Genomic DNA, 22,634 nt, shown 5'->3' with positions numbered 1-22,634 from the left:
GTTGTGTTTGTAAGTCATGCCGCCCCGCGACCGAAGGAAATGCGCATAACTCTCTACCCGCCATTTGCTTCCTATCGGACGATTCTGAACTTCGATCTACGCCTCCGGCAGCATCCTTCGCCTGTCACTAATCTCAAATCCGTCAGGAACCGGCTTGAATGGGCCATCCGAAGATCGGTGACTACTTTGAAAGCGCCGGAGGGCCGCAATGTCGATTTCACCGACAACATAGTAATCGTCAAGGCCACCTTTAACGCGAATGGCATCACGCTCCCACTCGTTCTTGTGTGGCACCCGAATTCGGCTGTCCCCGTACTGCCGATCGTTGCATTGCACTATATACGCGTGCACATCAAGCGCTGCCGACTGGACAAGCGCGCGGAAGCTCTCTGTGTCTCTGTTCCATTCCGGAACGAAGAGTGCATCGACTTTTCCGCGCAGCGACGCTCGGTGCTTAATGTTCGTGAGCTCACTACAAATAAGCAGAGAAAATTGAAACTCCCCGTGATTTATGATCGGTGGCGTATCCCACGGTACCAACGGCTTTAGAGCCCGCCCTCCAATCTGCTTCAGCTTCACTTCTTCTTGTTGAGCTGGCCGCTGTTTATCCTGCTGATACACCATCGTAGTCGGAAACCCCAGAGCATCATGCGTGAGCGCGGCCCACACTTGGTTACGCACGAGATTGGTCCCCGCGTGCAGGTATTCAACTCCGCAGATCAGAGATATTCCCTTCCCCCGCAGCTTGCCGGCGACGGCGAGAAACCATTGCGGCGGCAGAGAAAGTTCGGGCAACAGAAGATAGTCAGGCGTACTGCGGCACCCAATCACTGAGTGGATAAGTCCATATAAGCGGTCGATCCGCGAGTCGTCGGGGTCGGAATCGCCCGTGATTGCCGCCACCCAACTCGAAAGGTCAGTCTTCCAGCTCGAAACGGCGATTCGGACCTTGTGACGAGGCACGTCACCCAACGGGATAACAATAGCCGAATTCTCGTCGGGACCGGACATGCATGGTAGCCGGCCCTCCGGCTTGAATCCGCGTAAAGCAAGAAGACACGACTCAATGTCGCTTACGCCCCGTTTTGAAAAGGGCTTCTTGTGGAGAATGTACAGATCCTGAATGCTCGGTGGGCGCGTGGGAAACAGAATACCTTCAGGTAAATGCCCTGGCTGACGGATATTCGCCATTTCGGCGAGCGTAGCTACTCCGTTGGTTACCGACTCGGGGAGAAGTTCCACTGCCAACTCCATTGGCAGTCGTGAAAGAGCCTTTCTACTTAGCGGCGGCGTAGCGATCCCCGTTAGTTCTTTTGGAAATAGCAGCTGCTTAAGCGGACGATATGCAATGTCGCGCTTGATGTACTCCCTATGGGACTGTTGAAGGTCCTTGATCTCGTGCCTTGCGAAGAGGCTATGTTCGCCGCGGAACCTCTCCCGCCAGGTCTTTCGCTGCGCCCGCGTGAGCTGGAATGGGAATGCGCCTTCTATTCCCTGTGTGACCTGGCTTTGAAGTTGCTGGCGAAAAACATCGATCACCAAGTCACGCGGTTGATCATTGGAAATGGCATATGAAGCCTTAATGGCGATACTACAGTCGTCCAGATCAGCCAATACCTTCTCGAGCGCGTCAAGAATGCGTAGGACGTGTTCGAAATCGCCGCAGCTCACTGCAAGCTCAATTACCCGAGGCAAATAGCTGAAAAAGTCAAAGAACGTCGGAAGGATTAATACATGGCGAATGAATGCGTCCAGAAAGCCATAGCGCTTTGCCGACCAGCGCTCAGGCGGAAGAGCACGATTGTATGCTTCCACGTCCCGCAATTGAAGAGCAATACCGGCCCGCCGCACCGACACTCTATCAGTCTTCCGCAAGCTGTCAGCCGCATCGCCATTAGCCTGAATCGCCGATATTAGCACAGATTCAACCTGGGTGGAGTCGCTCGGCAAATCCGGCAATGACCTCCACTCGCTCGTCCTCGACCGAATCTGGCGCTCTATGGACGCAAGAAGCGTCTTGCCCGCTTGTCCGGAGAGCAAGAATGTCCTGTTCTTGTTATTTCCAAAGTCGATCTCACTGCCGTTCAGATATGGCCGGCTAAATCGAATGAACGAGTGCTTCTCATTCTCTTGTATTGAAAGTGCACCATCGGAACGCCGTATCAGCCAATTCCAAATCTCGCTGGTCTTGCTGAATCCCGAGCTATTCTCCAAGACCAGTATTATGTCGTCGACATAACGACCGTAATACAACGGAACAATTTGTCGCTCGATAATTGCATCAAGTTCAAACAATGCGACATTGGCTATGACCGCCGACGCGACCAAGCCTACCGGGAGCCCACGCCGCAATGGCGTAGCTTCCGCCCATTCGAGAAGACTCTCAACAAAGAGGTTGTGAAGCCTCCGCTCCTCGCCATTGAGCTCAATATCTAGTCTTTCGAAAAATTCTTCATGCAGCATGAATCTCGGATCGATTCGATGATAGAACGAAATCGCGTCCGCGGTGATAGCAATGACGGCCTTGTCCTTATCGAGGGCATCGCGGATTGCGCTGATCCCGTCGTCTCGCCATTTGCAATATGGGTGCAGGTATGGGGTGCATGAGCCCAGGGATAGCGCATTCGGCTGATCCGTGGCGCTGCGCCGCAGGCGATTCCCGCGGGCCGCAGTACTTAGTTTCTGCTCAAATCTATGACCTACTTTCTGGATCCAAAGAGTGGCAAATACATGAAATGCCACTGGCATATTTTCCATAAGCCGGAATTCGGCGACAGGCTTTTCACTTGCCTCACAATCGCTTCGCCATTGTTGCGCCGGGTCGGACCTAACGGTACCATCATCACGCTTCTCAACATCGACTACTTTGGGAATCAAGGTCCAGGAACGGTCTCGAAAAATCGGCGCACGACCATTCCGCAAGCTTTCCTGTATAGTCGTCAAATTTTCCAGCAGCTCTTGCTCAAACGAACATAGCTCCCGGCGGCACACTCTAGGCGAATAGAAGAGATCGACTTTGGCCTTTCTGTAGGCCATAGCTAGATCCCCAAGAGTGCATGAGTAGCTGTTGTCGCCGTGCCGCTCTGTGTTCATGCCTATCTCTCGCCCTTCGGGCTTGCTAGCCTAGTAAGTCTCAAGACGTCTCACTGATCTTGCCCTGCACGGCCTTCACTTCAGCCAAGAGGTCGCCGAATTTCCCGTAGTTCGCCTTCACGCCGTCATCAAGATCCAATGCGATGCGCTGATCAGCGTAGTGCCGAAGCTTTGCGTCGAATATCAGCAGCTCTGCCTGCTGCTTCACCAACGCCTCCTGCTCCTTCTGAAGGCGCCGCTGCGCCGCCGTCGATGCCGCAGCCTGAATATCGCCCTGCAGCTTCTCAATCCGCGCCGCCATCTTCCCTTGAAGCGGAATCACGTACTCGGTGCGCATCCGCGCCAGCGTGCCTTCGTGGTAGCGGTGCAGGTAGACGAGGCACTGGAAGGCCCGCTGCTTGCCGCTCGAGAACAGCCAGTAGATGGGGCGATTCTTGTAGGTCTGCAGGTGGTCTTTGAAGAAGCTGTCACAGAGGTAGCGGCGCAGCGTCTCGCGACTCGATTCGGCCTTTTGGGGCGTAAGATTGTCGGCCATGAAGGTGAGGTTGGCTTCGAGGTGGCTCTTGTCCCAGGCCATCGAGATGAAATCGATCAGCCGGTGCGCGGCATCGTCGTCAAACCACTCGGTGGCGGTGAGCGGGACAATGCCGTCGTCATCGGCCGGGAAGGTGGCGTAGCGGCTGGGGTCGAAGCCATCGTTCCCGCTGTAGGCGTAGACGAGGCCCGGCGCGTCCAGGCTGTAGCGGCCCATCATGCAACCGATGGCGTAGGAGACGAGCTCCTCCATTGTGTCATGACGGAAGAGGGTCCACTGCTCCGCTTCGGTTAGCTTGCCGCCGTAGCGGTACGCGGGATTCACCGTGAGTGTGATCTGCTCGATGGGGACGTCAGGGGCGATCTCGTCCACCAGGCCGTAGGCGTCGATGAAGAGGCGATTGTTCTCCTCTTCGAGGCGCCTCATCTCTGCAATGGTGTCGCGGTTCTGGGAGATCCAGGCGGTGTAGCTGGATTCGAGGGTGGGGGTGAAACCGGGGGGTGTAGTCGGGGGTAGCACTGCCGAATCCAGCAACAACGGACTATTTTGAAAACAGCGCTGAGCTTCCAGCCCACAGCATTCGGCTGTATGCCGTTCGATAATTGTGGCTCCAACTGCCGTGATCCGCTCAACCTCGACCTTCACGTACGGCATCTTTTGCAGCGTGCCGCACTTAAAGTGAAGGTTCGGCATGAGTTGCTTGGCCAATTCGGTGAACGGTTTTGAGTTCATGAGGGCGAGCAAATACACAATATTGTCTCCCACGACTACCGGGCCGGCACCGTCGAACAGATACCCAGCAGGGAAGTGGCGGACGCCGAAACCCCGGCTGGACACGTCGGACCATGTTCCGCCTTCTAAGAGATACAGCTCCTTACTCGGTCTAACATGCCCGCCTAGTTGTTCCATTTCATGGCGAGAGGATCGATCAAATCGGATGGCAAATTCAGTATCGTAGAACCATCGTCGGGTACTTCCGCCCTTGTTGTAGGGGATCCATCGGACACCCGTACTGTCGATATCCTCTATGCTGCGGCACTCGTCACTTAGCTGCCCAGCATTGACCTCCCACCACATCCGAATAAACAACTCGTTCTTGCCAGAATGTATCCCCTCTCTAAGCCTCGCCACCTCTTCAATGGCGGGAAGCCGCAAAGCCCTCAGCTCGTTTGCGCTCATTCTGTACGTGAAGGCGGACCCGAAACGGTCTGGGAATAGAGTTGGAGAGACTATGAATTGCCTTGCAGAGTCGTGGATGTGTTCGCTCTTCTGAAGTCCATCAATATCCGTCACATCCACGAATTTCGTGAGTGCACCTGTTCTTTGATTCAGGGCAGCCAAACAACACGTCTGAACAACCTCTCCTGTCAGTTCAGGAAAAGCTCCTTTCCCAAGATGGATTAGGTTTTCGGTTGATGTGTTGCCAACATGCCTTACGCGAAAATCGCCGTATGAACGGGTATGCATCCAGTCCTGACGAGTCACCAACGACCAACGACCTGCGGCTAGCGCCATCGATCTCGTGCGATCAAGGAACGCAATATACAGATCACTCCGCTTTGTTTGATAGCCAAAGCGCGTCAGGCCTCTCTTTAGTTCGCTTGAGAAATACGCGCTTCCCATATAGGGCGGATTCGTCACCACCGCGTCGTACTGGGCCGCCAGCAGCTCAGCCTGCCGTACCAACGGCCCCAAGCGATGGCGCGCCTCCGACACAAAGAGGTCCTGACTGGTTGATTCACTCAGGCGCTTCAGTGCCGGCAACTTCTCGACCAGATTCACGCGCACCTGAATCAAAGAGCCACAAGTCGTGGCATGCTCGAACAGGGCAATTAGTTCCCTGATATCCGCGACGTCGACTTCACGCTTATGTTCCACCGACAGCGTCGGCTGAAGCGCCGTGTCCGGGAGTAATTCGTCACTGGGTACCAGTTCGACCCTTCCTTTGGAATGATCGCGCGGGCGATAGCGTCTACATCGATTCCCATACTATCTACCAGCGCCATCACATTTAGCTTCAACCCGCGCTCAAACAGTTTCCGGTCATCCGCCCGCCCCTTCATCATCAGCGCAAAGCCTGTCAGCTGAGCCGCTCGCTCGTCGATGTCGAGGCCGAAGAGGTTCTTCTCGAGGATCAGCTGCGGGACGTCTCTTTGTCGATAGCCGCGCTCCAGGCAAATGGTCTTGAAGAGCTCATAGGCCTCCACGAGGATATGCCCGGAACCACTGGCGGGGTCGATGAGGGTCAGCTCTTCGGGGTTGATCTGACTGGGCGTGATGGCTGCGAGCTCGGCGTTGACCTCGTCCGTCTGCTCGGCAGGCTCGATGTAGTACTTCATCTGCCCTTTGAGCGGCGACTGGGGATAGGTCGCCAGCCACTGCGCCCCCAGCGAGTTCTGCACCATGTACTTCACGATCCAGTTGGGCGTGAAGAGCTGAGTAGCGGCCGAAATGTCCTCCGACTTCACCACCTTGCCAGTGACCTGAGCCTTCTTCTCTGAGATGTAGAACTGGTAGAGCCAGCCGATGATCTCGATCTCCTGCCACACCGCCTCATCGATTTGCTCAACCATCTGGCGAATCAGCGAGTCGGTGTGCAGCAGGTCGGCGGGTAAGAGCAGCTCGTCCTCGGCCCCCACGGCCGCGAAAAGGAAGGGCATCGCCTGATGCAGAGCATTGCACTGGGCCCTTAGCAGCAGCCGGTACAGTGCCTCGTCCTTGGTCCCATCAAGCTTCAATTCGATGACCTTCGCGCGATCGAGGCCAGGCAGATCCAGATCGGCGACGTGGTCAAGGATCTCCGGGCGGCTTGTGCCCTCCGGATGACTCAGGACCCGGAATCCATGCTCCAGATACCCGTGAAGTTCCATGTAGCGGATGGCGGCGAAACGATTGAACCAGGTGTAGGCGACCGACTCCATGGTCGCTGCAAAGCCTTCTGGCCCGGACTCGCTCGACCAGTTGCGTCCTGGCCTCGGCCATCGACCGGGGGAACGGCTGGCCACCGATCATCAGCACGTCGCCCTGCACCTGGGCCGCGGCCGCTTCCTTCGCGGTAATGCCGATCCGCGCGGCTTGCGCGGTGACGGCTGCAATGAATGCCCTGCGGGCTGCCGGTGCATACTTGCTCAGTTGTGCTGTATTCACTTCGGCGGCCTCACTTGACCTGGATTCGAACGCCCTCGGCGAGCGCCTTTTTCAGCGCATCGCGCAAACGGCCGACGAAGCCGTCCACGTCGGCGTCGGTCTGCAGTAGCTCAGCCGGTGCGTAATCCTTTGCACAAATGATGCGCCGCGGCCTTGGGTGCGGGACTGGATCTGGGCCCACAGGGTTTGGTTGCTGCGACGTGCATTCAGCGATGACATCCATGGCCCGCCCGAATGCGTCTTCAGAGCTTCCGTTTAGTTCATTGAGGTGGGCAATGCTGACCTCGTGCGCCTGCGCCACATCCAACAAGCGATTCAGCTCGGCTACTGCCTGACTGCGGAGGTAGGCGTCAGCGCTGACCTTCTCAAGCTCCACGGCAACCACATCCAAGAAGCTGGTGATCCGCATCACAACCGGGTCGCGGGCGGCTTCTACCAGCTTGTCGTTAACCTCCTGCACAACAGCGATCAAAGCGTTTACTTCGTGGAGCTTGCTGTATGGTTTGGTGTCCGCAAGGATCAGCCGCATCCGGTCCAACGCGGGCCGCGCCCGTTCGTCCTGTTCCAGATGGAGCGCATTTTGTGAGAAGATTTTCTCAGCCCGTTGCAGCTTTTCCCATACATGGCGCTGATTTATGTAAAAGTCGTTCAGATCCTGATAGTCTTCTGCGATGCTGAGCAGTTCCGGCTTATTCTGGGCGAATCGTTCGAGAAAGGTCTTGCTGTTTGGCTCCGCTACGAATTTTTTCAGCAAATGGCGGGCCCCGTCAATGGCATCTCGCCCCGGGTACCGCCCGGTTTCTGCGAGCGATGCAAACTGAGCCAGGTTGGAGTCCCAGGTCGCCAGTTGTGCCTTGGTGGATATGTAGAGTGCATCTTCGGCGGAGGGCCCTTGCTGGCCAAAAAGCTCCAGGCAAAGTTCGCGCGCGTCCTTGATCACACCCCCGCCGACTACCTGCCTGAGCGCCATGACCACCTTGCGCTGCTTGGACGTGGCCGTCAGGTGTTCGTAGGCCCGTTCGAGTGGCAGAGGCCCCGACTCCGCCTCCAATGTAATTTCCTTCAGAACCGCCAGACGAGCCACCAGCAGCACGATCTCAAGTTCGGGCCAACCATAGGGGCGCATCCCGTAGCGCTTTTCGATCATGTCCGAAAGGTTGACCTCACGGGAGGTCTCGCTGCACAGGCGCATGTACTCCCGCAGGTCCTTCAGCGCCAGTGGGTTCGATTCCGGCGTATCCAGGACCATCTGTATCTGCTCTACGTCATTGGCGCGCAGGATACTCTGGATCTCGTGCTTTGGATTCGAATGCAAATGGGCTATGTAGCGCATCTTCGGGTAGGCGTTGGCGATCAGGTATTCCATGGCCTCGCTTAGGGCCGCTTTGGGTTCTGACGCATGGAGATCCAGCTTCTTGCTGTACGTGTACCATTTGGCACTCTCCATCAGCGTCCGGATGGACCCCAGCAGGCGTTCGCGCCGCGCCCGGTTGTCTTCGGTGCGGTCGCGCAGGATGCGTTTCGTACTATCCGGAAGCGTTCCTGTATGCTTGGTCTTGACGTAGTGTTCCGTCTGCAGGTAGGTGCGCAGTTCTCGGCCCAAAGCGGTATCGTCGGGCAGAACAACTAGCACGCGGCCCTCCACCTCCATGGCCCGCATGGCGGCCGTGTTGTCGTTCTGGAACTCTACGTAGTTCGTGTGCAGGGGGCTGATCACGGCAACTTCTATTGCGCCGTCCATCTTATTGCCGACGGGATGGTCGTCGCACAACCGATTGAACTGGAAATCCCTGCCGGTTTCCTTGTAGGTGTGCTTGCGTGCACCTCCCAGAATGTCCTCGAAAATCAGGGTGCCCAGCGCCCGCTCTTCTTCGCCCGAACCAATGACCTGACTCTTGATCTCCCGGCCGATGTCGCGCTCTTCGTTGGTCAGGAAGAAGTATAGGTCGCCGTTGCGGGCAATCAGCGTCTCGCTTTCGAGCCGGTTCAGTGCTGCCTCAATGCGCTTGCGCAGCGCCAATTTGTCAGCGTCGATTTCATCGACGCACAAGGTGACCAGGTTATCCACGCTGCCCGGCATTTCATCGACATAACGGACGAGGAAGAGGACCTTAAGAATCGTGAGATCAAAAGGTTCGAGTGCGTGGTTGTCTCCGGCCTGGTCGATGGTGCGCTTGACGGCCGTGTCCAGGAATCCCTCAACGGCGGGGTAGAAGCGGTGAAATGGCACCAGCACGCCGATTTTGCGGTCGCCCACCTGCTTGGCCGCACTTTGGAATGCGTCGAGCGTCGAGCGCTCGCCCTGTGACAGATGCAGACCGGTGGCACCGGCTTTGCGAATCGATTCGAATACCTTTTGCACCAACGTGAACTGGTAGGCCGCGAATGGGTAGCAATCCGCGAAATCGCTCTGGTCCGTGTACTGCTTGAAGGTCATGCCGGTGCGCACAAAGGACAGCTGATTGCGCAGGATGTCGTGTTTGCCCTCATACGCCGCGGCCAATGGGGCCGCCGCTTTCTCGTTCTTTGCAAGCAGCCGGCGCTTGATGACTTCGTCGACGTTAGCGCTGGAAAGAGACAATCTTGTCTTGAAGCGTCCCTGGATCTTGGAAAAGTCGTGTTGTTTGGATGCTGTGAGCTCGCCCAGAACTGCGTCGAGATCTTCCTGCGAAGTCACGACCACCCACGCGCGACCGGCGCATACCGTCCCGAGCTGCTCCGTAATGGTCTGCAGATTCAGCATAAGACGAGTGTCGTTCCCGATGAATTGGCCGACTTCATCCACAGGAACATGATGCGGTGGTTGGGGCCCTTGCTTTCCAGGTACTGTTTTACCCATTTCGCGAAATTCTCGATAGTAAGGCTGAAATCACTCTTGCCGCTATCAACCCACGCGTCGACGGATTCGGTGGATTGAGCGAGCGCCTCAGCGGCGGCCAGAATCACTTGGTCGCGATGAAACTCCCAAGCGTCGCGTTCCTTCACCCAGGGTGACGCGGCTGCGCGCTCAAATGCTTCGTGAAAGACGCCGAGACGACCCTTCCGCTCCAGATGCCGTTCCAGATGCGCGATGTGCGGGTGATCGCCGCTGTAGCCCTGCTTTTCATTCAACACCTTCAGAAAGACCTGCAGCAGCGCCTCGCGACCTTTGGCATGGTTGGCCTTGGTGTCGATGTTGAAGAGGATGGCGTCAGTAGGAACGGACACAACGCGCTTGAGGTCCGCCTGGAGCAGGGCGTCGTCGAACTTGGTGTCGAAGAAGTCCACCGCATGGCGCTTCTTGCCATCAAAGGACAGCTCGGCATTTTCCATAAGGTACGAAAGTACCTTGATAAGATGCGATTTGCCGCACCCAAAGAACTCGGACACCCAGACGCCGTTCTTGTCAGCCGCCCCGCCGCCAGCCTCCGCGGCCTCGAGCATCACATGAACCAGCACATTGAAGTGCTTGGCCAATTCTTTGGTAACGACGAATTCGTCCAACTCCTGCCATTTCGAAGAGGCGTCCAGCTGGTCCGCTTTCACGACGCCGTTGATGGAGCGGCTGATGTCGCGCTCGAAGATTTCGGCGATCTTCATGATTGGGTGTCTCCTGGAATCAGGATGAAGGCGCGGTAATACGGATTGGTGCCGGTCCGTGTCGACTCCACAGCAACCTGACCAAACAATGGAGTGTCGTGCCGTTGAATGTGCCTGGGTAGAACATGACCAAAGGGGTCTTGCCCATCACGGGGTGCAGGCAATTCAAGAGGTTGTGCGCCCGCAGCACAGGGCCAAACACTTCCGATGCCGGCGACCAGCGCCAGATCGTACGCGCTGGGCTTGTAGACCGAACTGATGAACTCAACGACCTTGTCAGCCGCCAGCGGACCCTTAAGGGCCTGCTGAACGGCCTCAGCGCCCCGGCTGGCCTCCATTTCCAGCGCTTTGTCGTACAGTCCGCGATCCTTGAGGTACTCCAACATGATATCGAACATGTTCAGGTACAGGACGCGGAGGCCGGCGTGGTGCGTGGTCAGGCGGTCCAGCATCCAGCCGACATGTTTGCGAACCAGCAGCTCGTCCTTCGCCGGATAGTCGAAGATGTAGAAGGCGATTTCGTTGCCGATGCCCTCGCTCGACAGAAAGGCCTCACTTGTGATCCGCGGCAGGATCTGGTTCAAGCGATCGGCCAAGGGCGCACTCATTCGGCAACCTCCAGACATCGCAGAACGAAGTGTTCGCCCCGGCCCGCCAGGTACGATGCAAGCTGTCGGTCAACAAACACATTTAAGAGCTTAGCGGACTTGGGGTTGGCCAGGTAGCCCGCTTCCACGAGCATCTGGTACACGGTGTTCCGCAACTTGCGAATCGTGGAATCACTCCACTCGGGCATTTCGGGATCTCTGCCCCGGCAGCCCGCGAGAAATTCCGGCCAAGCCTCTGGCCCCAATCTCTCAGCGAATAGTAACCGCTTCTCCCGCAGGACGATATCCATGAAGTCGCCAAGTAAGCGGCTATGCTTGACGGCTGCGGCCAGCGCTGCCTGCCGGGCCACTTCCGAGCTTCCGTCGCGCACCATTAGCCATAATTCTTGATCCATTGTGAGCAGGCGGGCGCGTAGAAGGCGAGAAATCCTTATCGCAGCCCTGGGGCTCTTCAGCTGGAAGATGTTGTCGTCGACGATTTCACGGTCGAACGCGTCTTTGGCGAGGTTTCGGATCAGGAGATCGGCAACTTTGCGGCTCTCTCGGAGGCGCAGGGGGGCGGTAGTGATTGTTGCTGAATATCTCAAGTTTGGGCCACCTCAATTGGGGTGCAGTCGACTCACCTGCGGCAATTCCACCACTTAGTGCAACCTGCGGGAATGGATCATTGAGGACTGCAACAACTCTATCAGTATTGCGCTTATCGTTCGACGCTACTCGGGGTCACGTGTCACTAGGGGTGCCACCCGAGAGAGATCGCCTAGTACCTCCTCAATCCGTCGCCCCGCTATCGAAATCACAGTCGGCTCAATTTCGGCTCGCTCCGGCTCAATCTGCCGCCATTGCGCCCGCAACTTGAGGTATTCCTCCCAAGCTCGACGAGCCGCGAACCGTCTTCAACAACTACCGCGAAGCCCGCAATGCTGCTCAAGAGCGACCCGTCACGCTGCAGACGTGTAGTTCGCGACCTTCAGCATGGCACCACTCCGCCAATCGGACCGCATGCACAACATCGCTGCCCGCATATGAGACCGTCGCAGCCCAAGTTGCTTCGCGTTTTCTGGCGGCAGCCGCGCCTTTCGGTAGCGTCCTGTGAAGTTCATCAGCGGGTAGTCCACGTGCAGCCCGGACAGTACGAGATTGGACGTGCGCGATACGGCAAAGGTCCGTTCGGGGCTGCACCACTGTCCACGGCCACCAGCAATCCGCTCGACACCAGTCGAGACGCCTCAAATATCATCAGCTGAGCCCGGAACATCATGTGCTGACGTCCGACCACCCAGCGCAAGATACTCGCGCCACTAATCGGCTCGGGATGCTCGAACTGATAGTGATAGAGAAAGATGAGGATCGCCAGCTCGTCAACATTCAGGTTGAACTTTGCCCTGGAGCAGGACGAATGGATCGCGCGTCGTCACATTGTCATGCAGGAATTCGATCTTCTCGCGCAGCTGATCCAAGCAATACTCACAGTACCGCATGCTCGCCCTTAGCCCATCAACACTAGAAACTTCACCCCCACTACCATGCCAGGCCCGGGCACCCAACTTCATTGTATTGGAAAATATGTACTCGCGACGATCGAGCAAATCCTGCGGAATGTCGACATCTTCGATCGGCCGTGACGGCCGCGACAGCTGACGCGCTTCGGTTTCTATTTCCTCAAGGGCGGCCTGTACTTCTTCGGGCAATCGCGGGCAAGGTGTGGCCGACGCCTCGTGTGCATTCGCAAATTCATGGCGGAGCATGGAGCGCAACTTGATAAGGTCATAGTATTGGTAGTAGAGGTCGGCATAGAGGTGCGACCGTTCCGGGTCGGCGGGGTGGGCGAAATTGATGGACACGTCGCGCTTCTCCTCGTTGATACAGTGGAATTTCCCCGGTTCTCTAGACACCTCATTTGGTACAATTGTACCTGAAGGAGGAGTCGATGAGCAGCCCAAAGTACCATCGCGAGTTCAAAGCGTGCACGATCCAACGGGCCTAGGTTGGGAGTGCCCGGTCTTGGAAGATGCTGCGCGTACTCGGGGCATCTTAGCATTGCAACCGGCCTGCTACAGCACCTCAAGACCGGCTATGAGAACTGTGCGATCGCCCCGTTTCACAGCGCCTATCCATGCCTGGCGGTCATTACCGTGAATGATCCGGCCTCGGTACCCTTTGGGCTTGGCACTGATCAACTGCGACCGTTCCCAAAGACGCAGTTCGGCGAATTGGCTCCTCTCAAACAAGTAGGTGGCATGCTGGTCCGCATCGAACTCAACGACCACAAGCCGCCCAAACCGGTATGCCAAGTACCGGTTTCCACTTCCTGTCAACTCGCCGGCCATTTCTCATCCGACTTCAGCTTCGACAAGAACGCCTGTGTCCATGGCCGATCTTCTACCTGCGCCCGCTGACGAGCTCGCCACTGGCTGATTCGGCGATCGACACTCGCCATTACCGAGCACACGGGATCCGGCAGCGACAGCTTCGAAGACCCTCAATGCGGCCGGAAGAAGGTGTGCTGGCAAGAGATCACCTGTGTCGGTGTGAAAGTCGCGCTCGAAGGCGCCGGTCACACGGAGACGCGCCAGCGCGCTCCTGTCGACTGGGAAATTGCCGAAACGAATGCGCTCGACTCGCATGGGATCCCGTTCCCGATCTGACTTCAAGAAGGCGGACCCGCCACGCCCTATGCGAAACACCGGTGAGCCCCACATCCAGAGGCTGTGAAAGGGCTTCGATCCGCCCGACCAGTGCACCCGCTGCATTCCGAGCTTAAGCTCCGGCGGCATCTTCTTGAGCCAGGCGTCGGGATCACTTCGCCGCCCCTTATGGATACGGACATCAAAAATCCAAGACCGAGTCGGCTGCCGCCCAAAGCACCCCGTAGCGATTCGCAAGATCCGCCTTCTTGGAAGATTAATCGGCAGCACATTCCAGCCGGGTCGACCGTCGACATCAAGACCTCTCGACCCAGCGGATACCTGCACCACCATCGCCGTCTCAAAGTGCGCCGATATTGGTCACATATGAGTTGCGGTTCATTGCAGCCGCATGTTCCGCCACCGGCAGCAGCAGGTCTCGCACCAGCAGACCATCTTTCTCGCGACAACAGAGCCAATCGCGCATCCACCGACCGTCCACGTAGCCGCTCTCTGCCAGCTTGATTCCCACAGCACGCAGTGACCTCGAAGAGCGCGGAGCTCTCCCTCTCGCAGCGCGCACAGCGCTCCAGCAAGATTCGCGGACCGATGCACTAGGGCTCGCGCAGCGCTCTGTCTATCTGGGGTGCAATCAGAAATTCCACCGCGCCGCTCACAGATGTGTCTGGACGTCTTGTGCGCGAGTCCGTGCCCGGCACAGTCCCAAGGTGCTTTGGCGCAGGAGGTGACCCGACAGGCATGCCCGCCGTGACGGCCTTTCGCTGCGCCACTCCAGGCCGTTGCGGCTTCAGCAAATTCTTCGGCGCGGGAACGAATTTTTCCTTCGCCACCTCCGCGATCCTGGATCTCACTGCTTGTTCGTATTCGCGAATCTGGTCGACCAAGTCCACATGATGCGTGCGCAAGTGGCGTCCGAAATTGCTGAACGTAACGCGTTCGCGGCACAGGCTGCAGCGAATGATTGCCGACCCGTTGACCTGTGCCGGATGGAACATGTTGGATCTGATGTGACATCTCGGATGAGACGCTACGTGATCCGGGTAGTCAGCTGGTGCGAGCTCATTGCGACAGCCGTGGCAGGTTACCGTCTGCGGCTTCTGTTTGTTGGGCTTTGGGGAGATTGCGCTTCTTTGACATTGTGGAGCTCCCTCCCTCTGTGCAGTGCTTGATGCGCCACTGCAGGTCATTGGCCAGGCCGCACGGCGGCCATCCGGCATATCATCTATGAGAACCTCAGACGAACTGGCCAATCATAAACCAAAGCAACCGGCGCCCCGCCATGCCCAGATGTCCCCTGTTCCAACAACAAATGCGCCTTCTTGATCTTGTACAACGAATCAGCTCGGTTCAGTAGCTTGTCGTTCGACCAGTTAATGAGCCCGTCGAACACCTCTAGCGAATCGGACTTCGCATACTTGGCGGCGTTGGAGAAATACCGTGATGACGCGAGGGCCACCGTGCACACTTGGACAGCTTCCAAGCCAGGCAGCTGACTGATGAGACGGGCGTCTTTGTCAAATTCACGATTTTGCTTAGCCGAAAATCTCTCAAAGACCTTTGCCTCCACAATGATCATCGCGGATTCTCCGAATAGACAGAGGTCAAAGGTTCGCTTCGCCGGATAGCTCAACTGACGTGCTGTTTGTTGAGTGGGCCACAGGTAATCTCGGTAGAAGCAGACTTCGAATCCGAGATCCCATTCTCCCTCCGGGCGCCAAATTGAGTTCGGCATGTTTGATCACCCACGCTGCAAGTTCGGCTGGATTAGAGCGTGCATTGCTGTACAATGCCGCGCAGAAGATCTCTTTCTCGAGTCCAATGCGTCCAATTCCGGTGCTTCAGATACGACAATGCCATCTGCTCACCCCCTGCTGAAATTAGACTCCTCTTGCCGTGCCGCAACGGGCCAGCACGCGTCGCGCATCCTGTAAGCCGCTACCCCTCGCTTCCTCCGGATTCCTTGTACGACGTTCCAACAGCTGCTGAAGCACCTCAGCGTGCCGACTGACATCTCCCTTTTGGAGACGAATGCGATATCGGCGCCATTTGTTGTCGTAGTCGAGCATGTCCAGGCCAGCCTTCTCCACGGCCGCCTCGATCTCCTCGGTCTTCTGGAGACGTGGCTCCAGTCGGAAAGCGTTCTTCTGTGGCCGGAAGATGACAAAGTTGTCGGGATTGCCGTCTTTGGCGAGGCCGATGTAGAACTTGTTGTACTTGAGTTCGAGGCGGGGATTAAGCGTCTTCAGGACATCCAGCAATTCGTCGGCCATGGCAACTGTCGCCTTGCCGCACCGGTTCTCCCAATATGTGCGGTCCGTGGTCTCGTGGGTTTCTTCATCCCTCTTCCACTAGCCCCAGCCGCACTTGATCCAGTACCGTGGTGAACACCAGCGAAACTGTGTCGCCCAATTGTACCGCGTTCATTTGAATCGCCACGAGCGGAATTGTGCCATTGAATAGACTGATCACGTTGAGGAAGCGGCTGGTGATCTCCTCGGCGACGACAACGGCGGTGTGGTCGTATTGCGGGTACCTCTTGCGTTCAATGTCCCAGTATTCGATCGTACGAATAATGTGGGATTCGTCTGTCTTACCGAGCTGGATCTCAACCTCATAGCGCTGCGTGCTGTCTGCTTCCTGGAGCAGGAGATCCAGACGGCCAGCACCCGACTGCACTCTTTCCTTGTCCTTCAGAATCAGGTCACCCAGGCCGAGGATGGCGGGGTCATCGGCGATTGTCTTGGACCCACCTCTCACTAAGCTCCGGGTGGCTTCGAATCGAGAGCTTTGTGAGCTTCTCGTATTTCATGCTCGCTTCCCTTCTTCTGAGTTCACCTCGCGCTTTGACCCATGTGCAAACGCTGGCCAAGGGAACCGCTCCTAGATCGTCTGACGCTCCTGCAAAGATTGCAGCAAGCCAGCGCTCACCTAGGATGCGAGCTTCTTGAAGCACCCCCGACAAACCGGCCGATCCATCGTCGTCTCAAACTTGCCCCCGCACGCGTGGCAGTATTTCTCGGGGAACTCCGCGTTTCTGAACTTAACCCAGGACTTGTAGTCGTCCAAGCAGTAAGGCGATTTCCTGTTCAGCGGAATGCCCTTGCCACAACGCAGGCAGAAACCATCATTTTGCGTACCCTTTGGCGCGATCTCCTTCCCGGGTGCCGGCAACCGCTCGGGCGTCGGCGAAGCGACTCTGGTGCCTCCGCGGACCCGTCGGCCATCCGGAATGACATGCTCGTTGATCCACTTCCTCAGTTCGTCAAACAGCCCGCTGGGTGGCACAAGCAGCCCGAGTTCGGTACTCTTGTCGAACGACGTATCGACCATATTTGCCGAGGTCACAATCGCGAACTGTCCATCGAACCAGTAGAGCTTGGCATGAAGCCGCTCCAGCGCAAATAGCTCCAACCCACGTTCGATGGCTTCTTCAAGAGCTAGCCGCGCGCCGTCAACCTGCGCTGGCTCATCGCGCACTACATATTTGACGCGGGCGCCCCGCTTACACGCTTCAGTGATCGCGCGCCTGATTGTGCCGAGCTTGTCGATGGTGTTGTACGGCGAGATGATCCATACTTCTTCATCGCGTCTACTTTCCTGTAGACCTTGCGACAGTGCCTCTTCAATTTCACGCGTGGTGAGGACTCTTAAGCCCTTGCCAAAACCCAACATGTTGCTTCCACCTCGATGTGATAGTTGAGCTGCCGTGTTTCCGGTTGCACGCGAACACGAGCCCGTCGCGGGTCCTCGCGACTTGCGTTCCGAGGGCGTGTACCATGAGCTAAAACATCGTCACAAAGCCGATGCTCAAGTCCATGTAGCATTCCGTAGTGCTCCGAGTAAAGGGGCATCCGGTACTTCGTCCCTCATTTTTGAAGCCCGGGACGCTGGTCAAAAGCGGTGCGGATTGATACACTTCACAATCAGTCTTGTTTAATGTCGACTCACCCAAAGAAACACCCAATCTCATCCCTCTCCACCAACTCCTCCAACCGCCGACTCGAAGCGCAAGGCTCATACGCATGCCACTTCAGACCCTGGCGCATCCAGAAGAGCCGCCACTCCCCCGCCGACCTGACGAACCGAAACTTCGCCACCGGCGTCTGCAGCTCCTCGGCGGGATCCTTCCAGTGCGGCCGCACCTCATACAGCAAGACATCATGCCGGTCGACGGAATACTCCAGCCGCAACTCGTCGCGGATCTCCACCGGCACGCGCTTCTCGCAGAACCCGCCCACGAACTTCTTCACGCGCGCGAGCTCGATCTCGGCGAAGGCCATCCCTGTCTCCGGCTGTGGTGGTCGTCATGGCGTATCGCTCAGGGCCTCACCGGCCCCCAGGTCGCCGGCCATGCTGGCGCCCACGGCCCCTCCATTGTGCCACACCTGCGCCGCCGTGTCCCACGTGTCCTATCCACTCAACATCAAGGGTGGAAAATTTGATATGCAGTCGCTTCGCGTGTTGCTGTTCTGCGCGTTTTCTTGAGTTTGCTCCACTTGCGCCTGCACAACACCCTACTCCCTGAACTGCTCAAACAACTCCCCCACCACGCTCTTGTCCGCCATCCAAGAGAACGAGTTGTCGAGCACAAGCACGTACTTCCGCCCCGGCTCAACCTCCGCCGTCAGATGCGTCACGGTCGTCTGCCCGCCGTCGAACAGCGCCTTGGCCGCGTGACCGTTCGACCAGTTCAGGTAGTTGTCCTCATCGAACAGCAGCACGCGCACGTCATTGCCCGAGCCGCCGGCAGCTTCCAGGCGCGCAACCAGCGTACATTCGCTGGCGCCATCGGCCGGCATCTGAACGGTGAACACGCCCCTTGGCCGCAGCCGCTACCACGGTCTCCAGCTTCCAGCGACCGGCTCAGCAGCGATACTCCAACTCGGCCAGCCGCGCCTTCACGGCCGCGAACGCCGCCGAATCCGTCCGCAGTCCCGTCAGGTTCAGCTTCGGCAGCTCGGTGCGTGTGTTCTCGATGCGCTCGGCCGGTGCCGGGTGATCCTGGAAGTAGACCTCCAGCTGCGAGGGATCGCCCCCCAGCTTGCGGAAGGTCTCGAACGCATCGTTGATGGCCGCCGGGTCGTAGCCCAGGCGGTAGAGGCTGTAAACGGCCAGGAAGTCGGCCTCGCGTTCATCGTCCCGTGAGTACTTCGCCTGGCGCAGGAAGGAGATGACCCCGCCCGCCTCCTCGATGGCCGCGCGCCGCTTCTCGTTGTCCCCGCCCAGCAGCTCCGCGCCCCCGCTCACGATGCCCGCCATGATCAGCTGGGTGGTCAGCCCCTTCGCCGTGTGCTTGCCGACGATGTGCCCCACCTCGTGCGCAATGATCCCCGCGAGCTCCGCCTCGCTGCCCATGCACTCCATCAGCCCGCGATAGATGAAGACCTGCCCCCCACCCACCGTGAACGCATTGACGGTCTTCGAGTCGAGCACCGAGAAGCTGCACTCGATGTCCGGCCGCTGCGAAGCCGCCGCAATCTTCTGCCCCAGCTCGTTGACGTAGGCGCTGACCAGCGAATCCCCAGCACTGGCGAGCTGGCCGCAATCTCCCCGGCAAAACTCATCGCCAGCGCGATCTCCATCTCGTCACCGAGCACATTGAACTCGGTCCCGTAATCGTGCCGATCGACATCGAGCACCCCTGGCCCGAACACGATCCGCTGCACCTCGCCCCGCGGGATTTCCACACTGCCACTGCCGGCCGTCTGCTCCCCGACCCGCGCCTCGCAGAACCGCACGTCATCGTCGCTGATGCCGCGGAAGTACCCGACCAGGCGGCGCCCATCGGCCATCAACAGCAGGTCGTGCGCAGCATCGGTGGTATCGAGCGGCGCCTCGTGTGCGCCGAAGCTGAGGGCGGCGATGGCGCGGACATCGTGCTCGAGCTTCGTCTTGCCGTCCTTGAAGCGGAAGACCCGGTGCCCACGGTCGTACTTGTCGACCTTCAGGGTGTCGGCCGGGCCGTCGCGGAAATGGACCAGGACGGGACGGGGTCGTCTTTGGCCTGGGCAGCAGCGGGGTGCTGCGGCTGCCAAGAGGACTGTGATACAGGGCACTCTTCGGCAGTGCGGTGGATTTTCGTCTCATCTGTGCATTCCTTCTCAGAATCCCATTGGGGCAGTACCAAATCACCAACGCGCAGGATCACATTCTCGTCTCGACGCTACCGAAACAGCGCTTTCGTCTTACCGAGAGTCGTCGTCTCGTTAGGCGTCTGCGCCGTGCACGGGATCGCCACTGAGCCGCCGCCGACTAGCTGCCATTCTTGTGAATTCGTGAAAACATAGAAACTACCATTCTGCAGACGGACGTGACGCGGCCCCCAATCGGCGACTTCGGAGACTGCCACCGGAAGCGAGACGGGGAAGCCAGACATGTGTACCCAGGAGTTGTTGCTGTGCAGCTGAAATATGTCACCCGTGGTACAGAGAATCATCACGGGGAAATAGGTTAACTCGGTGCCTGAGCTGGTGTAAATGGCCGCGATTCCGCTCGGCGCAACGGGATCCACTGGTACCGCAAGCGAGGGGCTAAAGGCCAGCGCCATCAGAAACAAAGTGGAGATTGTGTTTCGCACTGCGATCGTCCTTTCGATTGCGTGTTCCTAAGTATCCGGCAGTCTGGGGCTTGAAGGTCGATTCGCTCTCAGGCTGCTCAGATGCTCTTTCCAAAGTTCGCTTCGCTTATACTGCCCAAGGACCTGGTGCCCTATCTGGGCGCTTGCGTTCAACCGCGGCGCTCGCCTGAGACGGCATTTCTCACGTGCCGCCCGGCCTGGCCTTCCACCCACAAGGGAGCTTGCCCGTCGAGACTCATTCCGTCTCTGCTTTTTCCTTCGGCGGTGCAGAGACGCATGGCACATGATCCGATATTGCCGGTGGTGCGCCCCACCTGGCGGCACGGTGCGTATGCCAAGAGCGGCGGATCGGAACGCGGCCTGTAAACGAACCCCAGCCCACAAGGTCCTACACTACTTGCAAGAAGCTCGGACATGGTGCGGCATACTACCTGAACAGGCCCTTCACGTCGCCGAGGGAATTCGTTGTTGGTTGCCGACGGCACCGCTGAACACGTTGCCCAGATGAGTCCACTCTCCGCTCTGGCTCCAACCCATAATACCACTGCCCCCATTCTCAGGGAACCCAGCTCGCCCATAGATGTCACCATCTGCGGTCACGACACACAACGCCCCACCATTTCCATTGAAGCTGTGAACGACATTGCTGCCGCCGACCTGCGCCACAGAATTATCTGCACCGACTGCGTAAGCAGTAGCCAACGCGAGAATGCCGAAGCAGACAAACATGAATCTCCTGGCCATTGGACAACCTCTCTTTGTGGTGTTTGGAAATCTGCCAGGCCGTGAAACACCCGGAGTATTCCGGTACGTCCCACGCGCACGCACCAATGCCTCGGCCGGACCCCGCTGATCTGCCGGCAGAGTTCTTAACGTTCCCAACAATAGCACCAACAAGAACGCCCCAATCCAGAATCCGCCCCCATCCGCAGCTTCCAACGATGACATCCCTTCGGCCCCAACACCCGATTCAGAATCGGACACAACTGGCGCCGCCCTGCGCACGCAGGCTGCTTCGCCTGCTGTAGGCACTGGCTAGCCATTGGCTTGCTTATTCATCAGGGCTCGGACTTCATCAATGGTCCGCACACGGCCTCCAGTGCAGCGCTGCATGACAGTTTGGGCACACGGCCGCAGATGTTCTATCGGATCGACTTCATACGAATCACCGATCTCGTGCAACGGTCGCAGATGATGGACATGGATGAACCCGGCCATTTCAGGACCATAGACTAGGCCGAAGCTCATTTCGCAGACGGCACAAGCCGCCCCGTGGGAGATGCACTTCTTGCGCGCAACGGCATTGCGCTCGTACGCGTTGACCGTGATGAGGTGGGTCGCACCCTCTACCAGGATCGGCGAGTCTGCAACTTCCTCTGCGAACGCGAACGGCATGTCTTGTATGCTGATCTTCCGGATGCGGAACCCCAGGCGCTCCAGCAATGGCTTTACCGTAGCCTTGCCGCCACTGAAGGTTCTTCGGTCCAGTGGTCCGGACTCAGGGAACTGGTATCCATGAGCCGCGCCGACAATCGCCTTTGAGTCGTATTCCTGGTTGCCTACGACCAAGAGATAGTCTGTCGACTGCCCGAAGCCGTACTTGCATCCAGAAACGCGGCCTGCCCGAGTTGGTCGTATTCCGCGACCGCGTCGAGTATTGCCTGCCGCGACGTAATATCCGCAAAGGCCATGGTTCGCCTTCCATTGGTCTACCACCTTGCTTCATCAGCGAAGACTGCTGGCGCTGGCCGTGCACATGCACGGGCCGTGGCAACCGGCTTCGTCAGCTACAAGCTTTGGCCAGGCGGTGCAAGCGCATCCCGATCTCAGCCTACCAACGTCCATCAGTCCCGCCACCTGGGGCCCCAAGCGCTCGCGTCGCCGCTATCGCGCAGGCAGCGTCAACTTTTTCCATTCGTACTGCATCTGAATCTCTCCCGGCATGTCCCAGCCACCAGAGATCTTCTTGACGCAATGGATCCACCTGACACCGTCAGCCGTCAGTATGGTGCCACGTGTGACTATCGGTGGGTCGTACCAGGGAACATTGACTGCAGCCGGTGTCCAATCAACTATTGATGCGAAGTCGACCGGCCATTCGGCCTGCTTCTCGTCCCCGAAACTGTACGGCGCTAGTCCTCCAGCATGGTCGACGCGATAGACTCTACCGCTGGTGCTTAGCGCGAACACAGGAAGCTCAAGCATCTCGCCACGTGTATCTGTAAGTGTCAACTCGCCAAAGAGCGGAGCTACTGCCGCAATTCCACTGGGCGATTTGTGGTCCACGGGGGCCGCTACAGCACTGGCGCAAAGAGCGCCAAGAACGATGCATGCGGCGTAGCCTCGTATCTTCATCGCACCGAACTCCTCTTGGGTTCCGGCCCGCGGTTCATAGCGGTCTGTGCATCTTGTGGCAAACCGAAGCCCAACACCCGGCTTCAGCAGCT

Annotated in this window: 13 protein-coding genes and 3 pseudogenes; all 16 read right to left on the bottom strand. The window is 58.0% G+C overall.

Annotated elements, in window-relative coordinates:
- Positions 1–96 precede the first annotated feature (96 nt).
- The 16 genes and pseudogenes from IPG61_09715 to IPG61_09640 all read right to left on the bottom strand — a co-directional run bounded on the left by IPG61_09715 (position 97) and on the right by IPG61_09640 (position 21,756).
- Complete coding sequence (locus tag IPG61_09715) at positions 97–2,748, bottom strand: Reverse transcriptase (protein MBK6734350.1); 2,652 nt, start codon at positions 2,746–2,748, stop codon at positions 97–99.
- Positions 2,749–3,133: 385 nt separating this feature from the next.
- A pseudogene (gene pglX / locus IPG61_09710) lies at positions 3,134–6,775 on the bottom strand (BREX-1 system adenine-specific DNA-methyltransferase PglX).
- 10 nt (positions 6,776–6,785) lie between these two features.
- Positions 6,786–9,560 (bottom strand): BREX system P-loop protein BrxC, encoded by a 2,775-nt coding sequence (brxC, locus tag IPG61_09705; GenBank protein ID MBK6734349.1) that lies wholly within the window; start codon positions 9,558–9,560, stop codon positions 6,786–6,788.
- On the bottom strand, positions 9,512–10,354 hold the full coding sequence (locus IPG61_09700) for a hypothetical protein (GenBank protein ID MBK6734348.1): 843 nt from the start codon (positions 10,352–10,354) through the stop codon (positions 9,512–9,514). The genes brxC and IPG61_09700 overlap by 49 nt, the downstream gene beginning before the upstream one ends.
- A pseudogene (locus IPG61_09695) lies at positions 10,351–10,962 on the bottom strand (DUF1788 domain-containing protein). Before IPG61_09695 ends, IPG61_09700 begins: the two are co-directional and overlap by 4 nt.
- Positions 10,959–11,549 (bottom strand): DUF1819 family protein, encoded by a 591-nt coding sequence (locus IPG61_09690; GenBank protein ID MBK6734347.1) that lies wholly within the window; start codon positions 11,547–11,549, stop codon positions 10,959–10,961. Before IPG61_09690 ends, IPG61_09695 begins: the two are co-directional and overlap by 4 nt.
- A 774-nt stretch (positions 11,550–12,323) precedes the next feature.
- Positions 12,324–12,806 (bottom strand): hypothetical protein, encoded by a 483-nt coding sequence (locus tag IPG61_09685; protein ID MBK6734346.1) that lies wholly within the window; start codon positions 12,804–12,806, stop codon positions 12,324–12,326.
- A gap of 1,144 nt (positions 12,807–13,950) precedes the next feature.
- Positions 13,951–14,121, bottom strand: a complete 171-nt coding sequence (locus tag IPG61_09680) for a hypothetical protein (protein ID MBK6734345.1) — start codon at positions 14,119–14,121, stop codon at positions 13,951–13,953.
- Between the two features lie 711 nt (positions 14,122–14,832).
- Positions 14,833–15,186 (bottom strand): hypothetical protein, encoded by a 354-nt coding sequence (locus IPG61_09675; protein MBK6734344.1) that lies wholly within the window; start codon positions 15,184–15,186, stop codon positions 14,833–14,835.
- Positions 15,187–15,583: 397 nt separating this feature from the next.
- A pseudogene (locus IPG61_09670) lies at positions 15,584–16,419 on the bottom strand (hypothetical protein).
- Between the two features lie 119 nt (positions 16,420–16,538).
- Positions 16,539–17,282, bottom strand: coding sequence for a phospholipase D family protein (locus tag IPG61_09665; GenBank protein MBK6734343.1), 744 nt, complete (start codon positions 17,280–17,282; stop codon positions 16,539–16,541).
- Between the two features lie 272 nt (positions 17,283–17,554).
- Positions 17,555–17,890: a DUF3024 domain-containing protein gene (locus IPG61_09660; GenBank protein MBK6734342.1), complete on the bottom strand. Its 336-nt coding sequence runs from the start codon at positions 17,888–17,890 to the stop codon at positions 17,555–17,557.
- A gap of 234 nt (positions 17,891–18,124) precedes the next feature.
- Positions 18,125–18,424, bottom strand: coding sequence for a hypothetical protein (locus IPG61_09655; GenBank protein MBK6734341.1), 300 nt, complete (start codon positions 18,422–18,424; stop codon positions 18,125–18,127).
- Between the two features lie 49 nt (positions 18,425–18,473).
- A complete protein-coding gene (locus IPG61_09650; GenBank protein ID MBK6734340.1) occupies positions 18,474–19,124 on the bottom strand; it encodes a M48 family metalloprotease in 651 nt (216 codons plus the stop codon).
- Between the two features lie 1,507 nt (positions 19,125–20,631).
- A complete protein-coding gene (locus tag IPG61_09645; protein MBK6734339.1) occupies positions 20,632–20,931 on the bottom strand; it encodes a hypothetical protein in 300 nt (99 codons plus the stop codon).
- 291 nt (positions 20,932–21,222) lie between these two features.
- Positions 21,223–21,756 carry a hypothetical protein gene (locus tag IPG61_09640; GenBank protein MBK6734338.1) on the bottom strand — a complete coding sequence of 178 codons (534 nt, stop codon included), beginning with the start codon at positions 21,754–21,756 and terminating at the stop codon, positions 21,223–21,225.
- Between the last annotated feature and the right edge of the window lie 878 nt (positions 21,757–22,634).

It is taken from the genome of bacterium, from assembly GCA_016703265.1.
In the GTDB taxonomy this organism is placed as follows: domain Bacteria; phylum Krumholzibacteriota; class Krumholzibacteriia; order LZORAL124-64-63; family LZORAL124-64-63; genus CAINDZ01.
Note: the sequence above shows the minus strand (reverse complement) of the source record. Positions and strands in the feature narration are given on the sequence as shown.

Bases quoted from the DNA above. Each gene is read 5' to 3' on its own strand.
- IPG61_09715 (MBK6734350.1), bottom strand. From the start codon at position 2,748: ATGCCAGTGGCATTTCATGTATTTGCCACTCTTTGGATCCAGAAAGTA.
- IPG61_09700 (MBK6734348.1), bottom strand. From the start codon at position 10,354: ATGAAGATCGCCGAAATCTTCGAGCGCGACATCAGCCGCTCCATCAAC.
- IPG61_09675 (MBK6734344.1), bottom strand. From the start codon at position 15,186: ATGATCATTGTGGAGGCAAAGGTCTTTGAGAGATTTTCGGCTAAGCAA.
- IPG61_09665 (MBK6734343.1), bottom strand. From the start codon at position 17,282: ATGTTGGGTTTTGGCAAGGGCTTAAGAGTCCTCACCACGCGTGAAATT.
- IPG61_09660 (MBK6734342.1), bottom strand. From the start codon at position 17,890: ATGGCCTTCGCCGAGATCGAGCTCGCGCGCGTGAAGAAGTTCGTGGGC.
- IPG61_09645 (MBK6734339.1), bottom strand. From the start codon at position 20,931: ATGGCCAGGAGATTCATGTTTGTCTGCTTCGGCATTCTCGCGTTGGCT.